14 protein-coding genes and 1 riboswitch are annotated in these 23,548 nt (G+C 69.0%); of the genes, 7 read left to right on the top strand and 7 right to left on the bottom strand.

The features are described 5' to 3' along the window. Positions 1 to 298: 298 nt before the first annotated feature. On the bottom strand, positions 299 to 1,153 hold the full coding sequence (locus IT184_07005; GenBank protein ID MCC7008549.1) for a hypothetical protein: 855 nt from the start codon (positions 1,151 to 1,153) through the stop codon (positions 299 to 301). A gap of 10 nt (positions 1,154 to 1,163) precedes the next feature. After that, a riboswitch (cobalamin riboswitch) is annotated at positions 1,164 to 1,361 on the top strand. A 27-nt stretch (positions 1,362 to 1,388) separates the two neighbouring features. Here IT184_07005 and IT184_07000 point away from each other — a divergent pair. Further along, positions 1,389 to 3,848, top strand: coding sequence for a TonB-dependent receptor (locus tag IT184_07000; GenBank protein MCC7008548.1), 2,460 nt, complete (start codon positions 1,389 to 1,391; stop codon positions 3,846 to 3,848). Here the strand turns inward: IT184_07000 and galK are convergent. Beyond that, the gene (gene galK, locus IT184_06995; protein MCC7008547.1) at positions 3,828 to 4,988 is read right to left on the bottom strand and encodes a galactokinase; all 1,161 of its coding nucleotides are present in this window, start codon (positions 4,986 to 4,988) and stop codon (positions 3,828 to 3,830) included. The genes IT184_07000 and galK overlap by 21 nt on opposite strands. 109 nt (positions 4,989 to 5,097) lie before the next feature. Between galK and IT184_06990 the strand changes: the two genes are divergently transcribed. Next, positions 5,098 to 6,609 carry a Ppx/GppA family phosphatase gene (locus tag IT184_06990; GenBank protein MCC7008546.1) on the top strand — a complete coding sequence of 504 codons (1,512 nt, stop codon included), beginning with the start codon at positions 5,098 to 5,100 and terminating at the stop codon, positions 6,607 to 6,609. Positions 6,610 to 6,708: 99 nt separating this feature from the next. Here IT184_06990 and IT184_06985 read toward each other — a convergent pair whose 3' ends face one another. The 3 genes from IT184_06985 to IT184_06975 all read right to left on the bottom strand — a co-directional run bounded on the left by IT184_06985 (position 6,709) and on the right by IT184_06975 (position 11,455). Next, positions 6,709 to 7,233: a hypothetical protein gene (locus IT184_06985; protein MCC7008545.1), complete on the bottom strand. Its 525-nt coding sequence runs from the start codon at positions 7,231 to 7,233 to the stop codon at positions 6,709 to 6,711. Positions 7,234 to 7,257: 24 nt separating this feature from the next. Then, entirely contained in the window at positions 7,258 to 8,442 is a 1,185-nt protein-coding gene (locus IT184_06980) for a Gfo/Idh/MocA family oxidoreductase (protein MCC7008544.1), read from the bottom strand. A gap of 169 nt (positions 8,443 to 8,611) precedes the next feature. Further along, entirely contained in the window at positions 8,612 to 11,455 is a 2,844-nt protein-coding gene (locus IT184_06975) for a TonB-dependent receptor (GenBank protein ID MCC7008543.1), read from the bottom strand. 497 nt (positions 11,456 to 11,952) lie between these two features. On the opposite strand from IT184_06975, the gene IT184_06970 reads away from it, so the two are divergent. Further along, the gene (locus tag IT184_06970) at positions 11,953 to 13,962 is read left to right on the top strand and encodes an amidase (GenBank protein MCC7008542.1); all 2,010 of its coding nucleotides are present in this window, start codon (positions 11,953 to 11,955) and stop codon (positions 13,960 to 13,962) included. 292 nt (positions 13,963 to 14,254) lie between these two features. On the opposite strand, the gene IT184_06965 is transcribed toward IT184_06970, so the two are convergent. Together IT184_06965 and IT184_06960 are read right to left on the bottom strand one after the other, a co-directional pair. Continuing rightward, the gene (locus IT184_06965; protein MCC7008541.1) at positions 14,255 to 14,926 is read right to left on the bottom strand and encodes an N-acetyltransferase; all 672 of its coding nucleotides are present in this window, start codon (positions 14,924 to 14,926) and stop codon (positions 14,255 to 14,257) included. A gap of 409 nt (positions 14,927 to 15,335) precedes the next feature. Next, positions 15,336 to 16,946, bottom strand: a complete 1,611-nt coding sequence (locus IT184_06960) for an amidohydrolase (GenBank protein ID MCC7008540.1) — start codon at positions 16,944 to 16,946, stop codon at positions 15,336 to 15,338. Between the two features lie 156 nt (positions 16,947 to 17,102). Here IT184_06960 and IT184_06955 point away from each other — a divergent pair, with 156 nt between their 5' ends. The 4 genes from IT184_06955 (at position 17,103) to IT184_06940 (ending at position 23,518) form a co-directional block, all read left to right on the top strand. After that, positions 17,103 to 18,497, top strand: a complete 1,395-nt coding sequence (locus tag IT184_06955) for a 6-phosphofructokinase (protein ID MCC7008539.1) — start codon at positions 17,103 to 17,105, stop codon at positions 18,495 to 18,497. A 207-nt stretch (positions 18,498 to 18,704) separates the two neighbouring features. Continuing rightward, positions 18,705 to 19,862 (top strand): MFS transporter, encoded by a 1,158-nt coding sequence (locus tag IT184_06950; protein MCC7008538.1) that lies wholly within the window; start codon positions 18,705 to 18,707, stop codon positions 19,860 to 19,862. 1,194 nt (positions 19,863 to 21,056) lie between these two features. Continuing rightward, a complete protein-coding gene (locus tag IT184_06945; protein ID MCC7008537.1) occupies positions 21,057 to 21,872 on the top strand; it encodes a c-type cytochrome in 816 nt (271 codons plus the stop codon). Beyond that, complete coding sequence (locus IT184_06940) at positions 21,869 to 23,518, top strand: PQQ-dependent dehydrogenase, methanol/ethanol family (protein MCC7008536.1); 1,650 nt, start codon at positions 21,869 to 21,871, stop codon at positions 23,516 to 23,518. Before IT184_06945 ends, IT184_06940 begins: the two co-directional genes overlap by 4 nt. The last annotated feature ends 30 nt before the right edge of the window (positions 23,519 to 23,548 follow it).

Raw genomic sequence — 23,548 nt, 5'->3', positions numbered from 1 at the left:
ACACGACCTGTCCGATCGGGTCGCTGAGATTCTCACGACGCCACGACGTCACCTGTGGCACAGACCGTGCTTTTGTGGGCGGAAGGAAATCACCTCGCGCGCGGCGCGGGTGTGTGACCGACGAGTCTTCGATCTCTGGGTCCCGGTGCCGAGGTTCCATCCCGCACGGCATTCGGGTCTCGAGCCGACAGGAGTGCGGACGTCTTCGCTCGGGAGGGGGCGGCGGCGTTCCGCCTCTTGTCGTGTGTTGCGCGCTCAGGCGCCAGCCTCTTGAACCTGCCCGCCGGCGTCGGGCCGATCACATCCCGTTCTTCTCCAGGAACCTGACGAGCTCCTGATTCTCGGGGAACTCGCGCGCGAGTTGCTGCGCGGCCATGACGGCCGCCGGCAGGTTGCGCTCGCGCTGTTCCATGTCCCAGAGTGCGAAGCCTGCCTCGGCTCTGTCGAAGCGCGACACGTCGCTCGCCGCGACCTCGCGCACGGTGGCGAGCGCGCGCTTCCTGTTCCCGCCTCCGAGGATCCAGCGGAAGCCGCGCGTCATCTTCGTGTCGACGATGTAGTCGATCCAGGCACGTGCGATCCGAGCGCGCGGATGCCGCGGGTTGGCCTTGAGCACGGCATCGAGCGACCGACGCGCCTCCCAGTACTCGTTCCAGCCCGTTCGTTGGCCGAGCGTACCCAAACGCATCCACACGTAGTTGAGATCGAGCTTCCCGAGGTAGTACAGCGCGTCTTGATCAGCCGGATCCGCCGCGACCTGCGCGCGCGCCGCGGCGCGGCCGGCCGCGAAATCCTCCATGAAGTTCGCGACGATAGCGGCGCAACTGCTGCACTGCTTGTACAGCCGCTCGCGATCCTCTCCGTCGCCCATGGCGCGGCGAAGCTGGAAGTGCAGGGCGGACGTCCGCAGGTCGTACGTCGCCAGATTCTCGGGATCGGCCGTGCGGACGCTGAGGGCGACTTCGGCGGACGGTTCGTATCGGCCGCTGTAGAACAGGTGCAGCCCGTGCTCGAGCGCCGGGGTGCCTGCCGTCGCCTCCGGCGGCAGGTTCGATTGGGCCACGGCGGTGAGCGGCGTCGCGATCAGCAGGCAGCACACGGCGAGCGTCCGCACGAGACGCCCGGCGCGCGTGTCCAGCTTTCCAAACGCCACACTCCATGTTACCGTTCCTTCGGCCTTGGGTGCCCACGAGGGGCATAACGGGGAAGTCCGGTGCGAGTCCGGCGCGGTTCCGCCACTGTGAGCGAGGGCGGTCGCTTCGAGTTGCCACTCAGCTTCGGCTGGGGAAGGTGAAGCGACCAGCAGGTCACCACGACTGCACCTCCGAGCCAGGAGACCTACCCAGGGTGTTTCGGCTGACTTTCTGCGGCCAACAGAAAGGGTCTCCATGCACGCTCGCTCGCGGTTCTTCCAGCTTTCCTTCACGGTTCTCCTTCTGCTGTTCAGTTCCGACGCCCGTGCGGGGCAACCGGCCGGCACGATTGCCGGTCACGTGCTCGATCCGCTCGGCGCACGCGTTCGCGGCGCGTCCGTGACGCTCCTCCGCGAAGACGCGCGCCTCTCGTCCGCCACGACTGACGACGAGGGCGCGTTCTCGTTTCCTGCGCCGGCGGAACGTGGCCGATGCCGCATCGAGGCGGTGGCGCCGGGGTTCCTGACGGCTCGCCTGCCGCCGTTCTTCGTGGATGCGGCTGGCCGCCGCGATCTCCGGCTCGTGCTGTCGCTCGGGCCGTTCGCGCAGGAGACGGTGGTGTCCGCGGCAGCGGCCGAGCTGCCGCAGTCGCAGGTCGGGGCGTCCGTCACGGTGATCGACCGCGCCGATCTCGATGCGTCCCGGAAGGCCGAGGTGCTCGAGGCGCTGCGCACCGTGCCGGGCGCGTTCGTGCTGCAGACCGGCGCGCGCGGCGGCACCGCGTCGCTGTTCCTTCGCGGCGGCAACTCCGGCTTCGCGAAGGTCATCGTCGACGGCGTGCCGGTGAACGAGATCGGCGGCGCGTTCAACTTCTCGGATCTCCAGACCACCGGCATCGAGCGCGTCGAGGTGCTGCGCGGCGCGAACAGCGTGCTGTACGGCACCGACGCGCTCGCCGGCGTCGTGACCGTCACGACGCGGCGCGGCCGATCACGACGGCCCGAAGTCGTCTACGCGACGGAAGGGGGATCGTTCGGCACCTCGCGGCACACCACGTCGGTGGCCGGCGCGGCCGGGCGGCTCGACTACTTCTCCGCGTTCTCGCGGATCGACACCGACAACCAGACGCCCAACGGCTCGTTCGTCAACGACACCTACACGGGCCGGTTCGGCGCGGCGGCCGGTCGCACCACCGATATCGACCTGGCCGTGCGTCATAGCGCGACGCGCCAGGGCGTGCCGAATGCGGTGGACTACTTCGGCATCGCGGACGACTCGTCGCAGCGCACGACCACCACAACGGTGGCGCTCTCGGCGCGGTCTCGGCTCGGCAGCCGGCTGACGACGGACGTTCGCGTCTCGTCCGTCGAGTACTCGCTCCGACTGGACAATCCGGCACCGACCGGCGAGCCGTTCGATCCCTTCGGGTTCGGGCCGACCTATCTCGGCGACGTCGTCACCATCCGCGGCGCGAACGGCACCGTCGCGACGGGCCGGGCCGTCCTCGACTTCGGCGGCGCGTACCCCATGCGCTACGACTCCGAGAGCCGCCGCCGATCGCTCTACGCCGTCGCCGACTACCGGCTGCGTCCGGCCCTCAGCGTGGCCGGAGGGCTCCGGCTGGACGACGAGCATGGGGTGAGCGGCGCCGGGCTTCGCCAATCCGTCGATCGCCGCGACGTCGGTGCGTTCGTCGAAGCGCGTGCGGCGACCGGACGTCTGTTCGTCAACGCCGGCCTCGGCGTCGACCACCACACGGTGTTCCAGACGACCGTCGTGCCCAGGCTGTCGGTGGCGGCCTACTTGCGTGCGCCCGCCGCGAGCGCGCGCCTCGGCGAGACCAAGGTCACGTTCAACGCTGGAAGAGGCGTGAAGGCGCCATCGCTGCTGCAGGAGCTCTCGTCGCTGTCGAGCCTCGTGCAAGCATCGCCGTCCGCGACGCTTTCGGTCGATCCGCTGCGGCCCGAACGCAGCACCGGCCTCGACGTCGGCCTCGAGCAGGCGGCGCTCGGCGGGCGCGTGCGGCTCAACGTCACGTGGTTCGAGAACAGGTTCACCGACCTGATCGAGTACGTCGGCTCCACCTGGCTCTCGCGTTTCGGCGTGGCCGACGATCTCATCGCGGCCGCCGGCTACGGCGCGTACATGAACTCGCAGGCGTATCGCGCGCGTGGCCTCGAGACGGCCGTCACCGCCGCGCTCGCCCCGCCGCTCCGCGTGACCGCGACGTACACGTACCTGTCGTCGCGCGTGACGCGGTCGTTCGACAGCAGCGCGCTTCTGCCGTCCATCAACCCGGCCTATCCCGATCAACCGATCGGCACCTACTCGCCGCTCGTCGGCGGCCGGCCGTTCCGGCGTCCTGCGCACACCGGCGGCGTGGTGCTCGAGTACAGCCAGGGCCCGTTGCGCCTGTTCGCCAACGCCTCGATGGCGGGCCGCTACGACGACAGCACGTTCCTGAGCGATCCGGACTTCGGCAGCACGATGCTCCTGCCGAATCGCGATCTCGGCGCGGCGGTGCGTCGTGTCGACGCCACGATGTCCTGGGCGCTCACGCCGCACGTGTCGGCGTACGTCGCGGTCGACAACCTGCTGAACGCCCAGTACGAGTCCGCCTCCGGATACCCGGCGCTCGACCGCGCCGGCCGGGCCGGTCTGCGAATTGGGTTCGGCGGCGATCGCACGCCGATCTCACCAGCTCGGCAGGACTGACGCGTGCCCGGCGGGGCGCGACGAGAACAGCGTCGCGCCCCGCGGACCGAGGGTCGCATACGTGTCGGCGATCACGTGCCGCGCGCGCTCGACCGCGTCGGCGCGCACCAGGCAGATCGCCGAGCCGCCGAAGCCCCCGCCCGTCATGCGGGCGCCGAACACGCCGCCGGGTTCGCCGATCTCGCGCGCGGTCTCGACGACGAGGTCGAGCTCGCGGCAACTGACCTCGTAGTCGCCGCGAAGCGACGCGTGGCTCGCGTACATCAGCCGTCCGAATTCCGGCCAGTCGCCGGCCGCCATCGCGCGCGCGGCGGCGAGCGTCCGAGCGTTCTCGCCGACGACGTGCCTCGCGCGGCGGAGGAGGACGGGATCGAGCGCGGCCCGATTGACATCCTCGAGGGTCGCGTCCCTGAGCGCCGGCACGCCGATCGCCGCCGCGGCGGCGCGGCACTCCGCATGCCGGCGCGCGTACTCGCCGCTGGCGAGGTCGTGGCGCACGTTCGTGTTCACGATCAGCACGACGACGGCCGGATCGTCCATCGGGATGTGGTCGACCGCGAGCGACCGGCAGTCGATCAGCAACGCGTGGTTCTCGGTCGCCATCGTCGACGTGAACTGGTCCATGATCCCGCTCGGCACGCCGGCGAACTCGCGCTCGGCCCGCTGGCAGAGCAGCGCTTTCGCCACCGGCGTGAGCGCGCGTCCCGATGCGGTCTCAAGGAGCGTCGCCACCGCCACCTCGAGCGCGGCGCTGCTCGAGAGGCCGCTGCCGGCCGGCACGTCGGACTCGATGACGGCCCGCAGCCCAGGAATCGGCGTGCGTTCGGCGGCGAAGCCGTCGATGACGCCCCGCACGTAGTTGGCCCACTGCGGCGCGCCTCGCCGCGGGGGCACCGTGAGGTCGATCCTCACGCCCTCCTCGGCCCACGCGCTGTGGAACACGGCCGTGCGATCGGACGAGGGGCCCGCGGCGATCGCCGTGCGGCGGTCGATCGCCATCGGCAGCACGAACCCGTCGTTGTAGTCGGTGTGCTCGCCGATGAGGTTCACGCGACCTGGCGCCGCGACGAGCCAGAGGGGATCCGCCCGATAGCGATCGCGGAAGGCCTCGACGGCGCGGCTGGCAGCGGGCACGGCCATGACGCGATGATATCTGGACATCTGGCTTCCCGATGGAGGCGGGCTCCCGATGTGCGCGCCGGCGAGCCGCGCCGTTCGGAAGCGGCGCACGTCACGTAGACTGCGCAGCATGTCTCTCTCGTCCTCTCGCCGTCGTCCCGTGGTCGCGGTCATCGACATCGGTTCCAACTCGGGCCGCGTCGTCGTGCTCGAGGCCGATCAGGCGCGTCATCTGCGGCTGCTCACCGGCTCGCGCGCGCCGCTGCGGCTGGTCGGCGACGTGGACGAGCACGCGCACCTCAGTGAGGAGACGATGGCGCGCACGATGGAGGCGGTGCGGGACTTCCACGCGGTGGCCAAAGGCGCCGGCGCCTCGCGTGTGGTGGCCGTCGCGACCGCCGCGATGCGTGATGCGCGGAACGGGCGGCTGTTCATGGAGCGGCTGCGTCGCGAGCTCGGCCTCCAGGTGCGGATCCTGAGCGGCCGCGACGAAGCGCGGCACGGGTTCGCCGGCGCGATCCGCGGCCTGCCGGTCGCCAACGGCCTGCTCTTCGACCTCGGGGGCGGCAGCCTGCAGATCTCGCAGTTCCGCGCGCGCCGGCTGCAGCATGCCGTCAGCCTGCCCCTCGGGGCCCTCCGGCTGAGCCGGATGTTCCTCGAGTCCGATCCGCCGAGGCCGCGCGAGCTGCGGAAGCTGCGCGCGCACGTGGCGAAGCACCTGTCGAAGGCCCGCCTGCCGCGGCTCCGCCGCAGCGACGTGGTCGTCGGCACCGGCGGCACGCTGCGAAACCTCGCGAAGATCGATCGCAGCCTGCACGAGTACCCGATCAGCACGCTGCACGGGTACGTGGTGCCGCTGAAGCGCCTGCACCGGATGGTCCAGGAGCTTGCGGCGACGCGCGAGCGCAATCGCGACGAGATCGCCGGGCTGAGCGCGGAGCGCGCGGACTCGATCGTGGGCGGCGCCGTCGCGATCGAGACGCTGCTCGAGATGCTCGGCGCGGCCGAGGTGATCGTGTCGGGGCAGGGCGTCCGCGAAGGCGTCGCGGCCAGCCTGCTCGACATCGGCATGCCGCCGATCGCGCAACTGCGCGAGTCGTCGCTCGCCTCGCTCGGCGCCCGTTTCGACGGCTGGGACGCGAGTGCAGCCGATCGGCGGCGATCGATCGCGCGTCAACTGGTCGAGGCGCTGGAGCCGTCGCTGCCCGATCGCATCGCCGAGGCCGTCGAGCACGGCGCCTGGCTGCTCGACATCGGCCGCACCCTCGACTTCTTCGACCGGCATCTGCACACGGCCGACATGCTGCTCGCGACCGAGCTGGACGGCTTCTCCCATCGCGACGTCGCCCTCGTGTCGGGAATCGTCCGGCTGGCCGGCGATCGTCACGCCGACTCGGCGAGGCTCCGACCTCTGCTGCCGCCCGGCGATCTCGACCGGCTGGATCGGGCGGCCGTGCTGCTGGCGCTCGCGGACGAGATCGAGCGCCGATGCCCACGCGGACGGCCCGTCGCGGTCTCGTGCCGCGTCGGCGGAGCCGACGTGAAGATCAGGGCGCCGGCGCTGCCGGCATGGCGCAGCCGCGACCTCGGTGCGAGGTTCCAGCGCGCCTTCGGCAAGACGCTGGTTGTCCGTGCGAAGTAGTCGCGCGGAGCCGAGCCGCCGGCCGTGATCTCCGTGTCGGTGCGGGGGGGCCAGACCGAGCGATGTGGCGGAGGGCGTCATCGCCCCGGACGGTCGCCGTCAATGCTTGCGGGCGTAGTCGAGCGCGAACTGCCGGAGTGGTGTGCTCGTCTGCCCGAGCGCGGCGGCTTCCGCGATCGCCTTGTCCTCGGGCCAGCGATCGACGACGAGCCGCTTGATGAGCCACATCGTCGCGGCGCGGTTGCCGCCCGAGCAGTGGATGAACGCCGGCTCCGCGCCAGGCGACGTGATCGCCGCGATGAACTGGTCGGCAGCGGCCGGCGTAGGGGCCTGTCCATTGAACGGGACGTGGAAATACACGAGGCCGGCAGCCTTGGCGGCGGCCGCTTCCGCCTCGACGTTGGCGTCGGGCTCCGAGGCCTCGCGCAGGTTGACGATCGACGCGAAGCCCATCTTGCGGATTTCGGGAATCGCCTCGACTGCCGTGACGCCGGCACACGCGACGGTCGTCTCGAGGCGTGCGAGGTTGCGGATGCCCTTGACGTCGTCGCGCGTCACCTGCTGCGGCGCGGCAGCGAACGAGGGAACCACGAAGAGCGCAGCGAGCGCGACACGCCGAATCATTGGAACCTCGCTGTCACCGGCACGTCACCGCTGGACGACGTTGCCGCTGACCTTCTCCTTCAGGATACGGCGGACACGGCCATCGGGCATCGTTTCCTCTTTGATGAGGTAGTGATCGGCGTCGAAGTCGCGGAGGGCGGCGCCGGTGCTCGCCGTGTCATCGCCACGCCAGTCGTCGAGCTGGACCGGCTCCCACCGCTTGCTCTTCGCCGAGAGCAGCGCGGCGTCGATGATCGCGTTCACGACGTAACCGTCGTAGAAGTCCTCCATCGGCGCCGTGCCGCGGTCGAGCGCGTTCAGCATGTCCGAGAACATCTCGACGAGCCCGAGCGCCCCTTCCTCGTCACCCACCGGGAAGAGCCAGCCGGTCGAGCCTTCGGCTTTCTCCGCCACGTAACCGCGCTCGCCGACCGACGTGAACATCTCGAAGCCGGTCCGCAACCAGTGGTTGAGCCAGATCGTCCCTTCCGTGCCGGAGACTTCGTCGCGCAGGTCCATGCCGCCGCGGAACGCCCAGCTCACTTCGAACTGGCCGATCGCGCCGTTGGCGTACTTCACCAGCCCGACCGCGCTGTCCTCGGCCTCGATCGGGTGCACCTGCGTGTCGGCCCAGCACGTCACCTCGACGGGGCGCACGCGCTTGCCGATGAAGCTCCGGCTGATCTCGATGCAGTGGCAGCCCAGGTCGATGATCGCGCCGCCGCCCGACTGCGTCTTGTCCCAGAACCAGTGGCTGTGCGGGCCCGGATGCGCCTCGCGCGATCGCGCCCACAGGACGCGGCCGATCGCACCCTGCTGCACCGACCGGATCGCCTTGAGCGTCTTCGGCGGATACACGAGATCCTCGAGGTAGCCGTGGAAGACGCCGGCGCGCTCGACCGCCTCGAGCATCCGGTGAGCTTCGGCCGCCGTGCGCGCGAGCGGCTTCGTGCAGAGGATGGCTTTCTTCGCTCTTGCGGCCGTGAGGACCGCCTGCTCGTGCAGGTGGTTCGGAAGACCGATGACGACCACGTCGACGTCGGGGTGGGTGAGGGCCTCGTCCATGTTCGAGGTCGCGTGCGGAATGCCCCACGTCTTCGCGAACGCCGCCGCGCGGTCCGGCGATCGCGAGTAGACGACCTCGACACGGTCGCGGCTGCGCGCGCCGACGAGCGTGCTGACGTACAGACGGCCAATCAGGCCCGTGCCGAGCATGGCGATCCGATGCATGGGCAGAGGATAGCAAAGACGGTCCCGGGTCCTGGGTCCCGGGTCCCGGGTCCTGGTCCCGGGTCCCGAGTTCGCACGTCGTGGTCCGCTGGTCCGGTCGGCTGGCGGCCGGTCCGGCGGGTTGAAGAACGCGAGAACTCGCGACCCGGGACTCAGGGCTCGGGACCGATCAGAACGTGATCTTGAACGCCAGTTGGCCCGTCCTTGGCGATCCCCCCGATGCGTTCGGCTGGCCGAACGTTGGCGACGTTTCGAGCGTGTTGTAGCGGTACCGCGCGCTGTTGAAGAGGTTGAACACCTCGGCGATGGCGGTCAGCCTCATCGTCGCGCCGAGCGGGATGTCCTTCGAGAGGCGCACGTCCACGGTCTTGAACGACTCGCCGAAGAACGTGTTGCGCGGGATGACGCTCAGGTCGGCGCGCACGCGGTTGGCGCCGGTGCCGAGCGGATCGACGTTCGTCGTGATCGACGTCGGGTTGCCGGACCCGTAGGCGGCCGATCCGGCGACCGTCAGGTCCTGGAAGGGCACGTTCCAGACACCGTTCACGCGCAGCGTGTGCTCCTGGTAGTCGGCCGACGGCGCCCAGTCGGCCATGATGTCGAACGGGTTGAGCTGCGTGGCGCCGTAGCCGGCGCTGCCGATGCCGGTGTCGCGCTTGTAGAACATGTACGTGTAGGTCGCGCCGATCTGGAACCGGTTCGCGTAGCGCCGCGTCGCGGCGGCCGCGAGCGCGAGGTAGTCGGATCGGCCGTGGCTCTCCTTCAGGTTGATCACGCCGTAGGCCGGATTGGGCCGGCCGTGGACGTTGGGATTCCTCGGCAGCCCGGTCGCCGCGTCGTAGAAGAGATTCGGATCGCGCTGCGAGTCCTCGTTGTAGCCCTTGTAGTGCACGAGATCGACGTCGATCCCCAGCACCGGTGTGAGCTGCTTCTGGAATCCGATCATGCTCTGCCAGGCGTAGGGCATCTTGAAGTCGTGTGCGATGACGACCGGGCTCTGCGGCTGCGGCGGCACCCGCCCCGACAGCACGTCGTCGGCCGTCACGCCGCGCGTGGGATCGAGCACCCATCCGGGCTTGCCGTCATTGGTGAACGTGCTGGAGATCACGCGCTGGCCGTTCCAGAGGCTGGCGTCGACCGGCTGATTCGAGTTGGCGCTGCTGTAGTAGATTCCCGTGCCGCCCCGGATTACGAGCGTGCCGTCGTCGGTCGCGCGCCAGGCCGCGCCAACCCGCGGTGCGACGTTGTTCAGATCGCGGATGTCGCTGCGGTAGCCGAAGTCCTCGGCGCCGAGCCCGCTGTCGACGAGGATCTCGGTGTTGGCCACGCCGGGCGCCACGAGATCCTGCCAGGCGACGTCGTACCGGACGCCGAGGTTCAGCGTCATCGCGGGCGTCACGCGCCACGTGTCGCCGATCCAGCCGGCGATCATCGGCCGCGGCGTGTCGAACGAGAAGTCGCCGTACCCGTCCTTGCCTCCGCCGAGCCGCGCGTAGTTGATCGTGAACGTTTGGGCGAGCGCGTCGAGCCCGGCGAGGTTCCAGCGGTTCGGGTCGAGCGCCGCGTCGGCCGGGATGCGCGCCCCGATGTCCGACGGCAGCCGGCTGAAGGTCATCGTCCCGCGCGATCCTTTCAGCCACCAGCCTTCCTCACCGCCCAGCCGGAGCTCGGCGCCGATCTTCAGGTCGTGGGCACCCAGGCGCGTGGAGAGGTCGTAGCGCGTCGTCACGAAGTCCTCGAACCAGTTCTGCGGCTGATTGCTCGGCCCGCCGAGCGCCAGGCCGGGAAAGCTGTAGTTCGGCGTCTGGCCCAACACGGCGAGCGGCTCGACGAGCCAGTGGTAGTGGAACGCGTTGACCTTCAGCTCGTGGACTCGCGTGCCGGCGGCGCGGGACCAGGCGACCGACGTGTAGTTCGAGTCGTAGCGGTTGTCGACCTCGCGGGACGGATGGCCCGACACCGTGTTGGACAGGTCCCGCCAGTAGCCGGACCGCATGGTCAGGTGATCGCCGCGGTCCAATTGATAGTCGACGCGGACGAGCCCCGTGCGTGCCGTGCGTTCGGTCGGGATCTCGAACCGCTGGCTGCCGAGCGCGCTGACCGTGAAGACGGACGTGTTCGGCTCCTTCTCGTCCTCGTACGAGCCGAAGAAGTGCAGGCGGTTGCGGACGATGGGCCCGCCGACGGTGAACCCCATCTGACGGTTCGCATACGGGAGCACACGCCCGGCGAAGGGGTCCTTGGCATTGAGGGCATCGTCGCGGAAGTAGCCGTAAGCGCTGCCCGAGAAGAGATTGGTGCCGGCCCGCGTGATCGCCTGCACTTGAATGCCGGTCGAGCGGCCCATCGTGACGTCGAACAGGTTGGTGATGACCTGGAACTCGGCGATCGCCTCCCGGCTGATGCCCGGCTGGCCGAAACCGGACGTGCTCGCGTTCTGCGTGATGTCCTGGCCGTCGAGATTCAGCGAGAACGCCGCATCGCGCGCCACGCCAGGCCGCGCCGTGATGGTGTTGGCCGTGATGCCCTTCACCATGGAGGTCAACTGCTGCCAGTTGCGACCGGCGATCGGCAGCGCTTCCATCTGCCGGCGATCGACGTTGCCGGCGACGCGCGCCTGCAGCAGATCGACGAGCGGCGCTTCGGCGGTGACGGTCAGCGATTCCGACGTGGCCGCCAGCTTCATGACGAAGGGCAGGGTCGCGTTCTGGCCGACGAGCAACTCCACGTCGGCCAGCGTGATCGTCGCGAAGCCGCCGAGCTCCGCCGACACTGCGTAGCGGCCGGCCGCCAGGCCCGCGAGCCGGTATTCGCCGCGGTCGTCGGTGGCCCCAACGAACTTGCGGCCAGTCGACGCCGACGTGGCCGTGACCGTCGCGCCGGGCACCGGCAGCTTCTGCTCGTCGACGACGAGGCCGACGATCGTGGCGTCCTGCGCGAGCGCGTGAATCGGGATCAGGAGCAGGAGCAGCAGCGGGACGACCCACGAGCGCGGCGTGACTGTGAACGGCATGGTGTCTCCTTTCGCGAAGCGGAACGGTCGCGCGCCGCGATCGGCGGGCGCGATGCGGACCGACAATCGCAAGCGATGTGCCGGCGGGTTCGTCGCGTCGCGACTGCAGGACAGCAGGGAAACACCGGGCTCGACGGGCCGTCACGTCGCGTGGCGCGTTGCTGCGTGATCGACAACTCTGAAGAATCGCTCTCGTAAGACTCCACAAATGTCCTAGCCGAGATCGGAAGCATCGCTCGCTCTCCTGACGCGATCGTCACGAATCGCATCGGTTCAGCACGCGCGTCGCATACGATCGACAAATCACGTTTCTCGGCTTCTCGGATCAGTCATTTCTGTCGAATCTCGTTTCGCCATCGAGTCGACGACAGCCGGCCCGTCGGGAGGATCTCGCGTGTGAATGGGCATCACCCGCGAAGCGGCACCGCGCTTGCTGTCGAGGGGGCGGGCTGCGGCGCCGAGCTCACGGCCTCGTCGGTCCGCACGGAGGAGAAGACATGAACACGCTGTTACGGACACTGGCGGCCGTCGCCGCCGCATGGATCGCGGTGGCGGCCGGCGCGGCAGCCGCACCGGACGCGCCGTCGCCATCGCCCGGCGCCGGTGGCGCCAGCGCGGGATTCGAGATCGAGGAGAAGACGATCGCCGCGATTCAGCAGGCGCTCGTCGCGCGGGCCGTCACCACCGAGGAGATCGTGAAGCGATACCTCGCGCGCATCAAGGCCTACAACGGGACGTGCGTGGAGCAGCCGCAGGGGCTGCTCGGACCGATCACGCCGATCCCGCACGCCGGCCAGCTCAATGCGCTCGGCACGCTCAACCTGCGGCCGGCCGCCCGTCGCGCCTGGGGGTTCGACGATCACAAGGCGCGCAGCCTGACGGACCAGGCCGACGACGGCGTGGCGATGCCGGACGCGCTCGAGACGGCCGCCGCTCAGGATCGCGAGCTGGCGCGCACCGGCCGGCTCGTCGGGCCGCTCCACGGCGTCGTCGTCTCAATCAAGGATCAGTTCGATACGTTCGACATGCGGACCACCAACGGCGCCGACGTCGCGTTCGCGAACGATCGACCGCCGGCCGACTCCACGGTCGTAGAGCGGCTGCGCAAGGCGGGCGCGATCATCCTCGCCAAGGCGAACCGCGGGGGCTTCAATTCCCGGAGCGCGTTCGGCGGCACGGTGTGCAACGCGTACGACACCGAGCGCACGCCGCGCGGCTCGAGCTCGGGATCGGCCGTGAGCGTGGCGGCGAACTTCGTGACCTGCTCGATCGGCGAGGAGACCGGCACCTCGATTCGGATTCCGTCGTCGGCCAGCAGCGTGGTGGGGCTCTCGCCGACGCAGGAGCTGATCAGCCGGGCCGGCATGAACGGGCCGGGCGTGAACGTGCGGCTCGGGCCGATCTGCCGCACGGTGGAGGACGCGGCGAAGGTGCTCGGTGCCGTGATCGGCTACGACCCGAAGGACCCGTTCACGGCGTTCAGCGTCGGGCGGCTGCCGGCACAGCCGCTCGAGTCGTACGTGGCCGGCCAGGGGCTCGCCGGACTGCGCATCGGCGTCATCCGCGAGTACATGGACCTGCGGCTCTACTCGAAACGCGATGAACCCGTCATCACGGTCGTCGATCGCGCCGTGGCCGAGCTGAAACAGACCGGTGCGACCGTCGTCGATCCGGGACCGGGCGGCGCGCTCTTCACCGAGTGCTTCCAGCGCTACGTGCCGCAAGCCTTTGGCACGCTGTTCACGCGGATGCATCCCGATCTGTTTCCGGTCGATGTCGAGGGGCGGCCCATCGGCGATCACGTGGCGACGCTGGTCGATCTGACGATGCATCCCGAGCGTGTGCCGGATCGGATCTCGATCCGGCAGGTGGCGCCAGCCGCGGCGACGGGTGACAGTGCCTACTGGCGCGCGCTCTACCTGCGGAAGCGCGATGATCCGGCGCTGAAGACCCCGGAGGCGGTCGCGGTGGCCACCAGACCGATCGTCGATCCCGTATTCGCGGCGTCGAGCCCGAACATCAGCACCGAGACGCCCTACGGCGCATCGCGGCCGCCGGCCGCGCCCGCACCGCGCGAGCTCGACATGGCCGATCGGATGCTGCAGCGCTGGGCCTTTCAGCAGGTCGTGCTGTCGTGCATGGCGGATCTGAATCTCGACGCCCTGGTCTACCCGACGAACAACATCACGCCGCAGAAGATCCAAGCACCGGAAGAGCCGGCCGTGAACGGGCGCAACCAGGCGCACTGGACGCTGCTCGGACAGAACGGATTCCCCGCCGTCAGCGTACCGGCCGGATTCACGACGGAGGTCTACGATCGCGTCCCGGATCCCGCGTTTCCGGATGGGACGCGTCTCGTCGGCCCGGTCGCGGCCCAGTTGCCCGTCGGTGTCGACTTTGCCGCGAGGCCATTCGGCGAGCCGCTGCTCGTGCGGATCGCCGCGGCCTATGAGGCGCTCACGAAGCACCGGCGGACGCCGCCGGAGTTCAGCGGGCCGGTCGAGTAGGGGAGATCGGTGCGACTGGTCCGACGGGTACGACTGGTACGACGGGTACGACGGGCGAGAGGAACGAACTGACGCGGGTCAACTTTGGCTGGTCCGACGGGTGCGACCGGGACGACGGGTACGACGGGCGACAGGAACGGACTGCCGCGCGTCATCTTTGGCGGGTCCGACGGGTGCGACCGGGACGACAGGTACGACGGGCGACAGGAACGAACTGACGCTGGTCAACGTTGGGGGGCCGACGGATCGTTGGCGATCGTTCGACTGTAGCCGAAGGGTGGGCGCCCTTCGGCTACAGTCGCTTCTGCAGATAGACCACGTCGAGCCAGCGGCCGAACTTGTAGCCGACCACCTGGAGGCGGCCGGCGGGCTCGAAGCCGTGTCGCGCGTGGAGTGCGAGGCTGGCCGTCTGTTCGGCGTCGATTTCGGCGACGATGGTCTGGTATCCGATGAGGCGCGCGCGCGAGATGAGATCCCGCAGGATCGACGAGCCGATCCCCTGCCGCTGCCACTCGTGGTCGACGTACACCGAGTTCTCCACGGTGTAGCGGTACGCCGACCGCGCGTGGAAGCGCGACAACGATCCCCAGCCGACGACGAGATCGTCGGCCAGCGCTACGATGACCGGATATTGCGGACCGTGCTGCTCGAGCCAGGCCCGCCGCGCGTCGATCGTGTCCGGATCTTCCTGATAGGTGCACGTCGACGTCAGAACGAAGTGGTTGTAGATAGCGTTGATGCGCTCGAGGTCGCCGACTGCGGCGCGACGGAGCCGGACGGCAATGGACGGCACGCCGCCAAGTATAGCCAGCCCTGGTTGGACCGGCCCGCATCCAAGCCGCGGCACGCGCGACGCCCCTGAGAGCGGACGACACTGGCTGTCGGCACACGACTTCAGCCCAGGCCGACGCTCTCGAACACCGGCGTTGGCCACCCGTCCTCCCGGCCGAGTCGTCGTGCCCATGAGGACCGTCCAGCCGCCCGCCTCGCGCCGTGACCCAATCGAAGATGATCCCCGCGCCAGTTCGTTCCTGTCGCCCGTCGTACCCGCCGTACCGGTCGTACCCGTCGTACCCGAGTCAAGATGACCTGCGTCAGTTCGTTCCAGTCGCCCGTCGTACCGGCCGTAGCTGTCGTCCCGGTCAAAGATGAGCCGCGCCAGTTCATTCCAGTCGCCTGTCGTACCCGTCGTACCGGCCGTACCTGTCGCACCCCGTCAAAGATGACCTGCGTCAGCTCGTTCCAGTCGCCCGTCGTACCCGCCGTACCGGTCGTACCCGGCGTACCCGAGTCAAGATGACCTGCGTCAGCTCGTTCCTCTCGCCTGTCGTACCCGTCGTCCCTGTCGTACCCGTCGTTCCCCGTCGCACCGGTTACCTGACTGTCGGATACTTGATCCCGAGCTGATCGAGATACGTGTCGTACTGGCTTGGGTCGTAGTAGTACTTCCGCATCTCCTCCCGGTACTTCTCGAGCGTCTCCTTGTTCAGATGGATGGCCGGCGGGGTGTCCTTCGCGATGAGCGGGATGTACTTCACGTCCTTCGTCTGCACGTCGTTGAAGTAGGCCCAGGCCTGCTTGACGAGGTCGGGGTTCGTGAGCAGGTCCAGCACCGTCATGGCCTGCACCTTGGCGCCGGCCAGCACGCCTTTGTGGGCGATCGGCGTCGCGCTCGCGATCGCGCTCGACCAGTTGTGGCCGGGCAGGCCCGGGATGTTCGACGGGTAGCGCAGCGTGACGGTCGGCACGGTCCAGGACACGTCGCCGATGTCGTCGGACCCGCCGCCGCGCTGATCTTCTTCGGCGACCGGCCCGTCGAGCTTCGACAGCGCCATGGCCAGGCCGGGCTGCTGCGGGTTCTTCAGTTCCTTCTGCAGCCCCTTCGCGAGCGTCTGATCGGCATCGGTCCACTTCGGCAGCCCGACCTTCTGGATGTTCGCGTACATCGTCTCGGCCACCGGCTTGTTCATGTGCTGCGGCCAGGCGGCGCCGAGAATGCGCGACGTCCAGGTGGTGTTCGTCATCATCGCCGCGGCTTCCGCCATCTTGTTGCCGGTGTCCCACATCTCCTTGATGTGCGCGTAGTCGGTCTCGCGGAAGTAGTACCAGACGCTCGCGTATTGCGGGACGACGTTGGGCTGATAGCCGCCGTTGGTGATCACGTAATGGGAGCGTTGCTGCAGCCGCATGTGCTCGCGGTGGTAGTTCCAGGCGGCGTTCATCAGCTCCACCGCGTCGAGCGCGCTGCGTCCGCGCCACGGCGCGCCGGCGCTGTGCGCGGTCTCGCCGGTGAACGAGTACTCGATCGAGATCAGGCCCGTGCCGCCGCCCTGTCCCCACGAGGTGTTGAGATTGCTGCCCACGTGGGCGAACAGGCACACGTCGACGTCTTTGAACATGCCTTCGCGCACGTACCAGGCCTTCGTCGCGAGCAGCTCTTCGGCCACACCCGGCCAGAGCACGAGCGTGCCGGGCAGCTTCTCGCGCTCCATGATCTGCTTCACCGCGAGCGCCGCGGTGATCTGGAGCGGCATGCCGGTGTTGTGTCCTTCGCCGTGGCCGGGCGCACCCGCGATGACCGGATCGCGGTACGCCACGCCTGGCTTCTGCGAGGCCTGCGGAATGCCGTCGATGTCCGAGCCGAGGGCGATCACCGGCTTGCCGCTGCCCCAGGTCGCGACCCACGCGGTCGGGATGCCGGCGAAGTCGCGTGTGACCTTGAAGCCGCTCTTCTCGAGGATGCCGGTCAGGTACTTCGACGTCTCGACCTCCTGGAAGCCCAGCTCGCCGAAGCTGAAGACCGAATCCACCATGACCTGGATCTGCTTGGCCATGCTGTCCACGTTCTCCGAGGCCATCGTCTTCCAGGTCGCGACCTGCTGCGGGGAGCGGACGGCGGCAGGCGGAGTGCCCTGCCCGGCGGCGTCGAGTGAAGGCGCGAGCACGAACGAGAGAGCGAGCAGCAGGCGGAGCAGGCGGGCCATGGACATCCTCCGCGCGACATTATCCGGTACCGCAGGCCCGACGGAGGCGGTCTCTTCGAGGCGGCGCGGCAGGCCGGGATTTCGCCGCGGCCTCAAGCGGCTCTCACCCGGCCCGATTACCCGAGGGCCGGTCGAGGCACCGGCGGAGGAGCGTCGATGACGCGCATCGGCTTGTTGACCGCGGGCGGCGATACGCCGGCGCTGAACGCAACGATTCACGGCGTGGTCACGCGTGCGTGCGCGCGGCGGGTCTCGGTGATCGGCCTGCTGAAGGGATTCAACAGCCTCTTCAATCCGCGGCTGCCGCACGTCTACCTCAATCCGTTGTTCCAGCCGATCCCGGAGATCGACCCGACGATTGGCGGCACGCTGCTCGGCGCGTCGCGGGATTACCTGTCGGGCGACGATCCGGCAACCGTCGCCGTCATCGTCGACCGGCTTCGGCGCCTTGGCATCGAGGGGCTGATCTGCGTCGGGGGCGACGGGACGCTCAACGGCATGCAGGCGCTGTCCGCACACCTGCCGGCCGTGCTCGCTCCGAAGACGATCGACAACGACCTCGGCCTGAACTACGCGGACGAGCCGTCGACGTGGCAGCGGGATCCCGCGGCGGCCGGCGGCTGGACCTATCGGCAGGCGGCCGTCCGTCCCACGGTGGTGCTCGATGACATGGTCAACTTCGTCACGCCGGGCTTCGCGACGGCCGTGTTCGTGGCGGCGAGCGGCGTCGAGCGCATCCGCACGACGGCCGAGAGTCACCGGCGCATCGCGATCATCGAGGTGATGGGCCGCGAGTCCGGCTACATCGCGCTCGGCTCCGCGTACGGGCAGCCCGACGTCATCCTCACGCCGGAGCATCCGGTCGACGTGGACCTGCTCGTCGATCGCGTCATCGATCTCTACGACGCGCAAAAGAACGTGGTGATTGTCTGCGGCGAGGGCATTCGCGACGCGTCGGGCCGCCTGCTCGGCGCGGCGAACGCGTCCACCGATCCGGCGGGCAACAAGGTGTTCACCGGTGCGGCGGACGCGCTGCGTCTGCTGCTGGTCGACCGCATCGGCGACCGGTACTTCCGGAGGCTGCGACGCGGCGATCACGCGCGGGACGTCATCTTCACGCGCAAGGTCGGCCACACGCAGCGTGGAGGACGTCCGCTGCTCTTCGATCGCTTCCACGCCGCGCAGCTCGGGGGCCATGCGCTCGATCTCCTGCTGGCGGGCGAGCGGAACACGATCGCCGCGCTGCGATGGACGCGGGACCGCGGGTACCGGGTCGAAGGATTCCCCGTGGCCGGGCTGCGCGACACGTGGGGCCACATCCACGCCCGCCGGCTGCACCCCGCCTTCTACGACGCGGACCGGATGAGACCCTCGGCGCTCGGCGTCGAGTACCTTCAGCAGATCTTCACGGGCGCCGTCGGCCACGACGACACCGAGCACCTGCGCGAGCGGCTGTTCACGCCCGGCCGTCTCGTCGATCCGCATCGATCGTTGAACGCGCTGATGTCGCGGCGCATCGAGTACCTCGCGCCTGAGCGCGCGATTGCCTGAAGCACGCGACGCCGTCGAGGCGGCGCGGTCGTTGCGGGAGTGCCCTGTCTGCTCCGACCGGCGGCCGGCATTGCGTCTATACTGCGCGCCGTGTCGTCGACGACCGCCGCGGACGCGCGGCTGACCGCGAATCAGAAGAAAGGGTTCCTCGCCGCGTGGGGCGGGTGGGCGCTCGACGGCGTGGACTCGTTCATCTACGCGCTCGTGATGGTGCCGGCGCTGCGCGAGCTGCTCCCGCGCTCGGGCATCGAGCCGACGACGGCGAACGTCGGGTTCTACGGTGGGCTGTGCTTCTCGCTGTTTCTCGTCGGCTGGGGGTTCTCGATGCTCTGGGGACCGGTCGGCGATCGCTTCGGCCGCGTCCGCACGCTCAGCCTCACGATCCTCTGTTATTCGCTCTTCACCTTCGCGGGCGCGTTCGCGACGAACGTCTGGCAGCTCGCGATCTTCCGGCTGCTCGCCGGCATCGGCGTCGGCGGCGAGTGGACGCTCGGCTCGACCTTCATCGCCGAGGAGTGGCCCGAGCGGCGCCGCAAGCTCGGCGCCGGGTTGATGCAGACTGGCTACTACATCGGGATGCTCGTCGCCGGCCTGCTCAATGCCTGGATCGGCGCGACCTACGGCTGGCGCGCGATGTTCGTGGTCGGCGGCGCGCCGGCCCTGCTCGTCGCCTGGATCCGCCGCAGCGTGCACGAGCCCGTCCGCTGGCGTCCGTCATCGTCGGCCGCCGCCTCGCTCGCCGCGCTGTTCTCGCCGGAATACCGGCGGCGCACGCTCGTCAACTCGACGCTGATGCTGTGCTCGATCTCAGGGCTGTGGGCTGGATCCGTCTACGTGCCGTCCGCCATCACGTTCCTTGCAGGCAAGGCCGGGCTCACCGCGCCGAGCGCGGCGCGCCTGGCGTCGTGGGGCACGGTGCTGCTCGCGTGCGGCACCATCACCGGCGCGCTCATCGTGCCGTTTCTCGCCGAGCGCTGGGGGCGCCGCCCCGTGACGGCCGTGTTCTTCGCGATCATGTGCCTGTCGATCACGCTGACCTTCGGCGTGGCGTTCTACTTCGAGGCCGGCGCGCTCGCCTGGTTCATCGGTCTGCTGTTCTTCCTTGGACTGGGCGGCGCGAACTTCACGACGTACCTCTTCTGGCTGCCGGAACAGTACCGCACCGAGTGCCGCGCGAGCGCCCTCGGCTTCATCAGCTCGGTCGGCCGCTTCGCCGGCGCGGGCATCACGTTCCTCGTCGGCTGGGGCGTGTCGGCGATGGGAACGATCGGCACGCCGGTCGCCTTCACCGCGATCGCGTTCCTCATCGGCCTGGCCCTGCTGCCGCTCTCGATCGAAACGAAAGGCCAAGGGTTGCCGGAGTAGCAGACGCGGGTACGACGGGTACGACCGGTACGACGGGTACGACAGGCGACAGGAACGAACTGACGCGGGTCAGCTTGGCTCGGGTACGACGGGTGCGACCGGTACGACGGGTACGACGGGCGACAGGAACGAGCTGACGCGGGTCATCTTGACTCGGGTACGACGGGTACGACCGGTACGACGGGTACGACGGGCGACAGGAACGAGCTGGCGCAGGTCATCTTGACTCGGGTACTGCGGGTACGACCGGTACGACGGGCGAGAGGAACGAGCCGATGTCAGCGGTCTCGATCTCCGGAGTCGATTGTCGTGCCGGCGGATGTCTGGCCCGAATGTGCTGTGACGCGGGCAAGTGCCAGATAGCGACGACGGTGCGACGGTGAAGGAGAGGCGCCTGCCAGCGTCAGTTGACTGCGCGGCGAGAACGTCCGTGCGCGGCACAAGGAACCGGACCACGCATGCGTCGCAGCTCCTATCGTAGCGGTTCAACGCGCCATGCGCCCGCACGCGCCCTGCTTGGTAGGGCAGCGGCATGTGCGCTCGAGCGGCAGCGGGATTCTGGTTGTTGCATCACTTCCGATCTCTGGCAGCGCACGACGACAGAAGGATGAGCGCCACAATGCGGTTCTGATCCTCATGGCGCTTGCGTCGCTTGCGCCAGCCGAGTCACCGCCCGAGAGCGGCGGCCCTGCCAGGCCGACCCTTGAGCCGCAGTGGAGCACGACGAAGTTGCTCGAGCAGTTCTCGCGTTGGAGCTGGTTGCGGACGATGGCTGATGACGCCGGCTGCATGCGTCGTCGGTAACGCCGGGTGACGCCCCAGTCCACAGTGTGCGCCGACGCTGTCCCCAAGAGCGTCATGCTGCTGGTGATGCCGTCTCACGGATAGCTAGCAACCTCGCGTCGTCCAGAGTGCGCTCATCAGCCGTCTGGGCGCCAGTTGGTTCCGCCTGCGGCCGATCCGCCCTTCCGAACAGCACCAACCAATCCCATCAAGAAAGAGCTGACCCGCGTCAGCTCGTTCCTGTCGCCTGTCGTACCCGTCGTACCGGTCGCGCCCGTCGTACCCGGGAAAAGCTGACCCGCGTCAGTTCGTTCCTGTCGCCCGTCGTACCTGTCGTACCGGTCGCACCCGTCGTCCCTGTCGTACCCGTGATTGTGACCGCTGGCGGCGCGCAGTATACTCCGGCCGTTCATGCCCGTGCCGTCCTCGCCGCACGCCGTTCTGCGGCGCGCTGCCGTCCTGCTCGTCGTGTCGGCGGCGGCCGTTCAGCCTGCTCGTGCGCAGCCACCGGTCCAGGACCATCCGGCACAGTATTCGGCCGCCGACATCGCGGTGGGGCAGCGCGTCTACGGCACCGTGTGCGTCACCTGTCATGGCCCGACCGGTACGGGCGTGAGCGGCGTCGATCTGCGGCGCGGCCCGATCCGCCGCGCGCCGACCGACGAGGCGCTGCGGGCGCTGATCGCGTCCGGCATCCCGACTGCCGGGATGCCGTCCTTCCGCCTCGAGCAGGCGGAGATAACCGGGCTCGTCGCCTTCATCCGGGCCGGCTTCGATGCAACCCCCGCCGTGCCGGTGGCGCTCGGCGATCCGATCCGCGGCCAGGCGATCATTGAGGGCAAGGGCGAGTGCCTGTCGTGCCATCGTCTCGACGAGCGCGGCGCGTTCGCTGGGCCAGAGCTCGCCGATATCGCGCGGCAGCGCACGCCTGCGGCGATCCTCGCGGCGCTGCTCGATCCGGATCCCGTGATGCTGCCGATCAACCGTCCCGTGCGGGCGGTGCTCGCCGACGGTGGCGTGGTGAACGGGCGCCGCCTGAACGAAGATCTTTACACCGTCCAGCTCATCACGACCGATGGCCGGCTGCGGTCGTTCGTCAAAGGCGATCTGCGCGAGTGGACCGTCAGCCGGACCTCGACGATGCCGAAGTACGGCATGCGGCTGAGCACGGGCGAGATCGCAGACGTCGTCGGGTTTCTCGCGTCGTTGAAAGGCGGGCGTCCATGACGCGCACCGCAGCCGTCGTGCTGGCCGCCGTCGTCGCAGGGGCGGCTGGGATCGGCGCACAGGTCTCGCCGTCGCGCATCGTCAACGCGACGGGCGAGCCGCACAACTGGCTCACGTACTCGGGAGCGTACTTCGGACAGCGCTACAGCCCGCTGACGCAGATCACGCCGGCCAACGTCAGGAATCTCGAGATCAAGTGGCTGCTGCAGAATCAGGTGTTCGGCTCGTGGGAGAGCTCGCCGATCGTCGTCGACGGCGTGATGTACCTGACGCAGCGGCCGAACGACGTCCTGGCGGTCGACGCGAAGACCGGCCGGCTCTACTGGATCTACAAGTACGTCGGCGCGGCCGACGTGAAGGTGTGCTGCGGCGCGAACAACCGCGGCCTCGGCATCCACGGCCACACGCTGTTCATGGGCACGCTCGACGCGCATCTGGTGGCTGTGGACGCGAGAACCGGGCGGCAGGTGTGGAACACGAAGGTCGCGGAGGCCTCGCTCGGCTACTCGATCAGTCTGGCGCCGCTCGTCGTGAAGGACACGGTCATCGTCGGCGTCGGCGGCGGTGAGTACGGGATCCGCGGGTTCATCGCGGCGTACGACGTGGCGAGCGGCAGAGAGCGCTGGCGCTTCTACACCGTGCCGGCCCCCGGCGAGCCTGGCGGCGAGACCTGGGAGGGCGATGCATGGAAGACCGGCGGCGGATCGCTCTGGGTGACCGGCACCTACGACCCGGCGCTGAACCTGACCTATTGGGGCGTCGGCAATCCTGGGCCTGACTTCAATCCCAGCCAACGCAAAGGCGACAATCTCTACACCGACTCGGTCGTGGCGCTCGACGCCGACACGGGCGTGCTGAAGTGGCATTTTCAGTTCACGCCGAACGACGCCTACGATTGGGATGCGATTCAGGTGCCCGTGCTCGTCGACGCGAACTGGCAGGGCAGGCCCGCGAAGCTGCTGATGGCGGCCAACCGGAACGGGTTCTTCTACGTGCTCGATCGAGTGACCGGCAAGTTCCTGCTCGGCAAGCCGTTCGTCAAGGTGAATTGGGCGAGCGGGCTCGACGCGAGCGGCCGGCCGATCCAGACGCCGCAGCCGCCCGGCATGCCGACGTTCCCTGGCCAGCAGGGCGGCACGAACTGGTGGTCGCCGTCGTACAGCCCGCGCACCGGGCTGTTCTACGTCGGCGCGTGGGAAGATGTGTCGGGCGTGTTCACGCCAGCGCCCGCGCAGTACAAGCCGGGTGGCAACTTCATGGGCGGCGGCTTCCGCGCGACGCGGCCGGCGCCCGATGCACCGGTATCGCCGAACATCGGCCGCCCGCCGATCAACAATTGGACCGATGCGCAGTCGCACGGCGTCATCCTCGCGCTCGATCCGGCAACGGGCGATCGCAAGTGGACGTTCCCGCTCTACGATCTGACCGAGAGCGGGATCATGACGACTGCCTCGGATCTCGTGTTCACGGGCAGCCGCGACGGCTACTTGCTGGCGCTCGACGCGCGCACGGGGGCGCCCCTGTGGAAGTCCAACCTCAGCTCCGCGCAGATGCGCTCGGCTCCGACGACGTACATGGTGGACGGGCGGCAGTTCATCTCGTACATCAGCGGCAACGTGCTCATCACGTTCGGTCTGCGGGAATAGCGCGATGAGCAACACACGGCGCGTGTGATG

Source organism: Acidobacteriota bacterium (assembly GCA_020853395.1).
Lineage (GTDB): Bacteria > Acidobacteriota > Vicinamibacteria > Vicinamibacterales > SCN-69-37 > JADYYY01.
This window is presented reverse-complemented; position numbering and strand designations above follow the sequence as displayed.

What these genes read in the sequence shown, in the direction of transcription:
- IT184_06945 (MCC7008537.1), top strand. Translation starts at nt 21,057, where the DNA reads ATGCCCGTGCCGTCCTCGCCGCACGCCGTTCTGCGGCGCGCTGCCGTC.
- IT184_06970 (MCC7008542.1), top strand. Translation starts at nt 11,953, where the DNA reads ATGAACACGCTGTTACGGACACTGGCGGCCGTCGCCGCCGCATGGATC.
- IT184_07000 (MCC7008548.1), top strand. Translation starts at nt 1,389, where the DNA reads ATGCACGCTCGCTCGCGGTTCTTCCAGCTTTCCTTCACGGTTCTCCTT.
- IT184_06940 (MCC7008536.1), top strand. Translation starts at nt 21,869, where the DNA reads ATGACGCGCACCGCAGCCGTCGTGCTGGCCGCCGTCGTCGCAGGGGCG.
- IT184_06950 (MCC7008538.1), top strand. Translation starts at nt 18,705, where the DNA reads ATGGTGCCGGCGCTGCGCGAGCTGCTCCCGCGCTCGGGCATCGAGCCG.
- IT184_06975 (MCC7008543.1), bottom strand. Translation starts at nt 11,455, where the DNA reads ATGCCGTTCACAGTCACGCCGCGCTCGTGGGTCGTCCCGCTGCTGCTC.
- IT184_06960 (MCC7008540.1), bottom strand. Translation starts at nt 16,946, where the DNA reads ATGGCCCGCCTGCTCCGCCTGCTGCTCGCTCTCTCGTTCGTGCTCGCG.
- IT184_06990 (MCC7008546.1), top strand. Translation starts at nt 5,098, where the DNA reads ATGTCTCTCTCGTCCTCTCGCCGTCGTCCCGTGGTCGCGGTCATCGAC.
- IT184_06955 (MCC7008539.1), top strand. Translation starts at nt 17,103, where the DNA reads ATGACGCGCATCGGCTTGTTGACCGCGGGCGGCGATACGCCGGCGCTG.
- galK (MCC7008547.1), bottom strand. Translation starts at nt 4,988, where the DNA reads ATGGCCGTGCCCGCTGCCAGCCGCGCCGTCGAGGCCTTCCGCGATCGC.
- IT184_06985 (MCC7008545.1), bottom strand. Translation starts at nt 7,233, where the DNA reads ATGATTCGGCGTGTCGCGCTCGCTGCGCTCTTCGTGGTTCCCTCGTTC.
- IT184_06980 (MCC7008544.1), bottom strand. Translation starts at nt 8,442, where the DNA reads ATGCATCGGATCGCCATGCTCGGCACGGGCCTGATTGGCCGTCTGTAC.
- IT184_06965 (MCC7008541.1), bottom strand. Translation starts at nt 14,926, where the DNA reads ATGGGCACGACGACTCGGCCGGGAGGACGGGTGGCCAACGCCGGTGTT.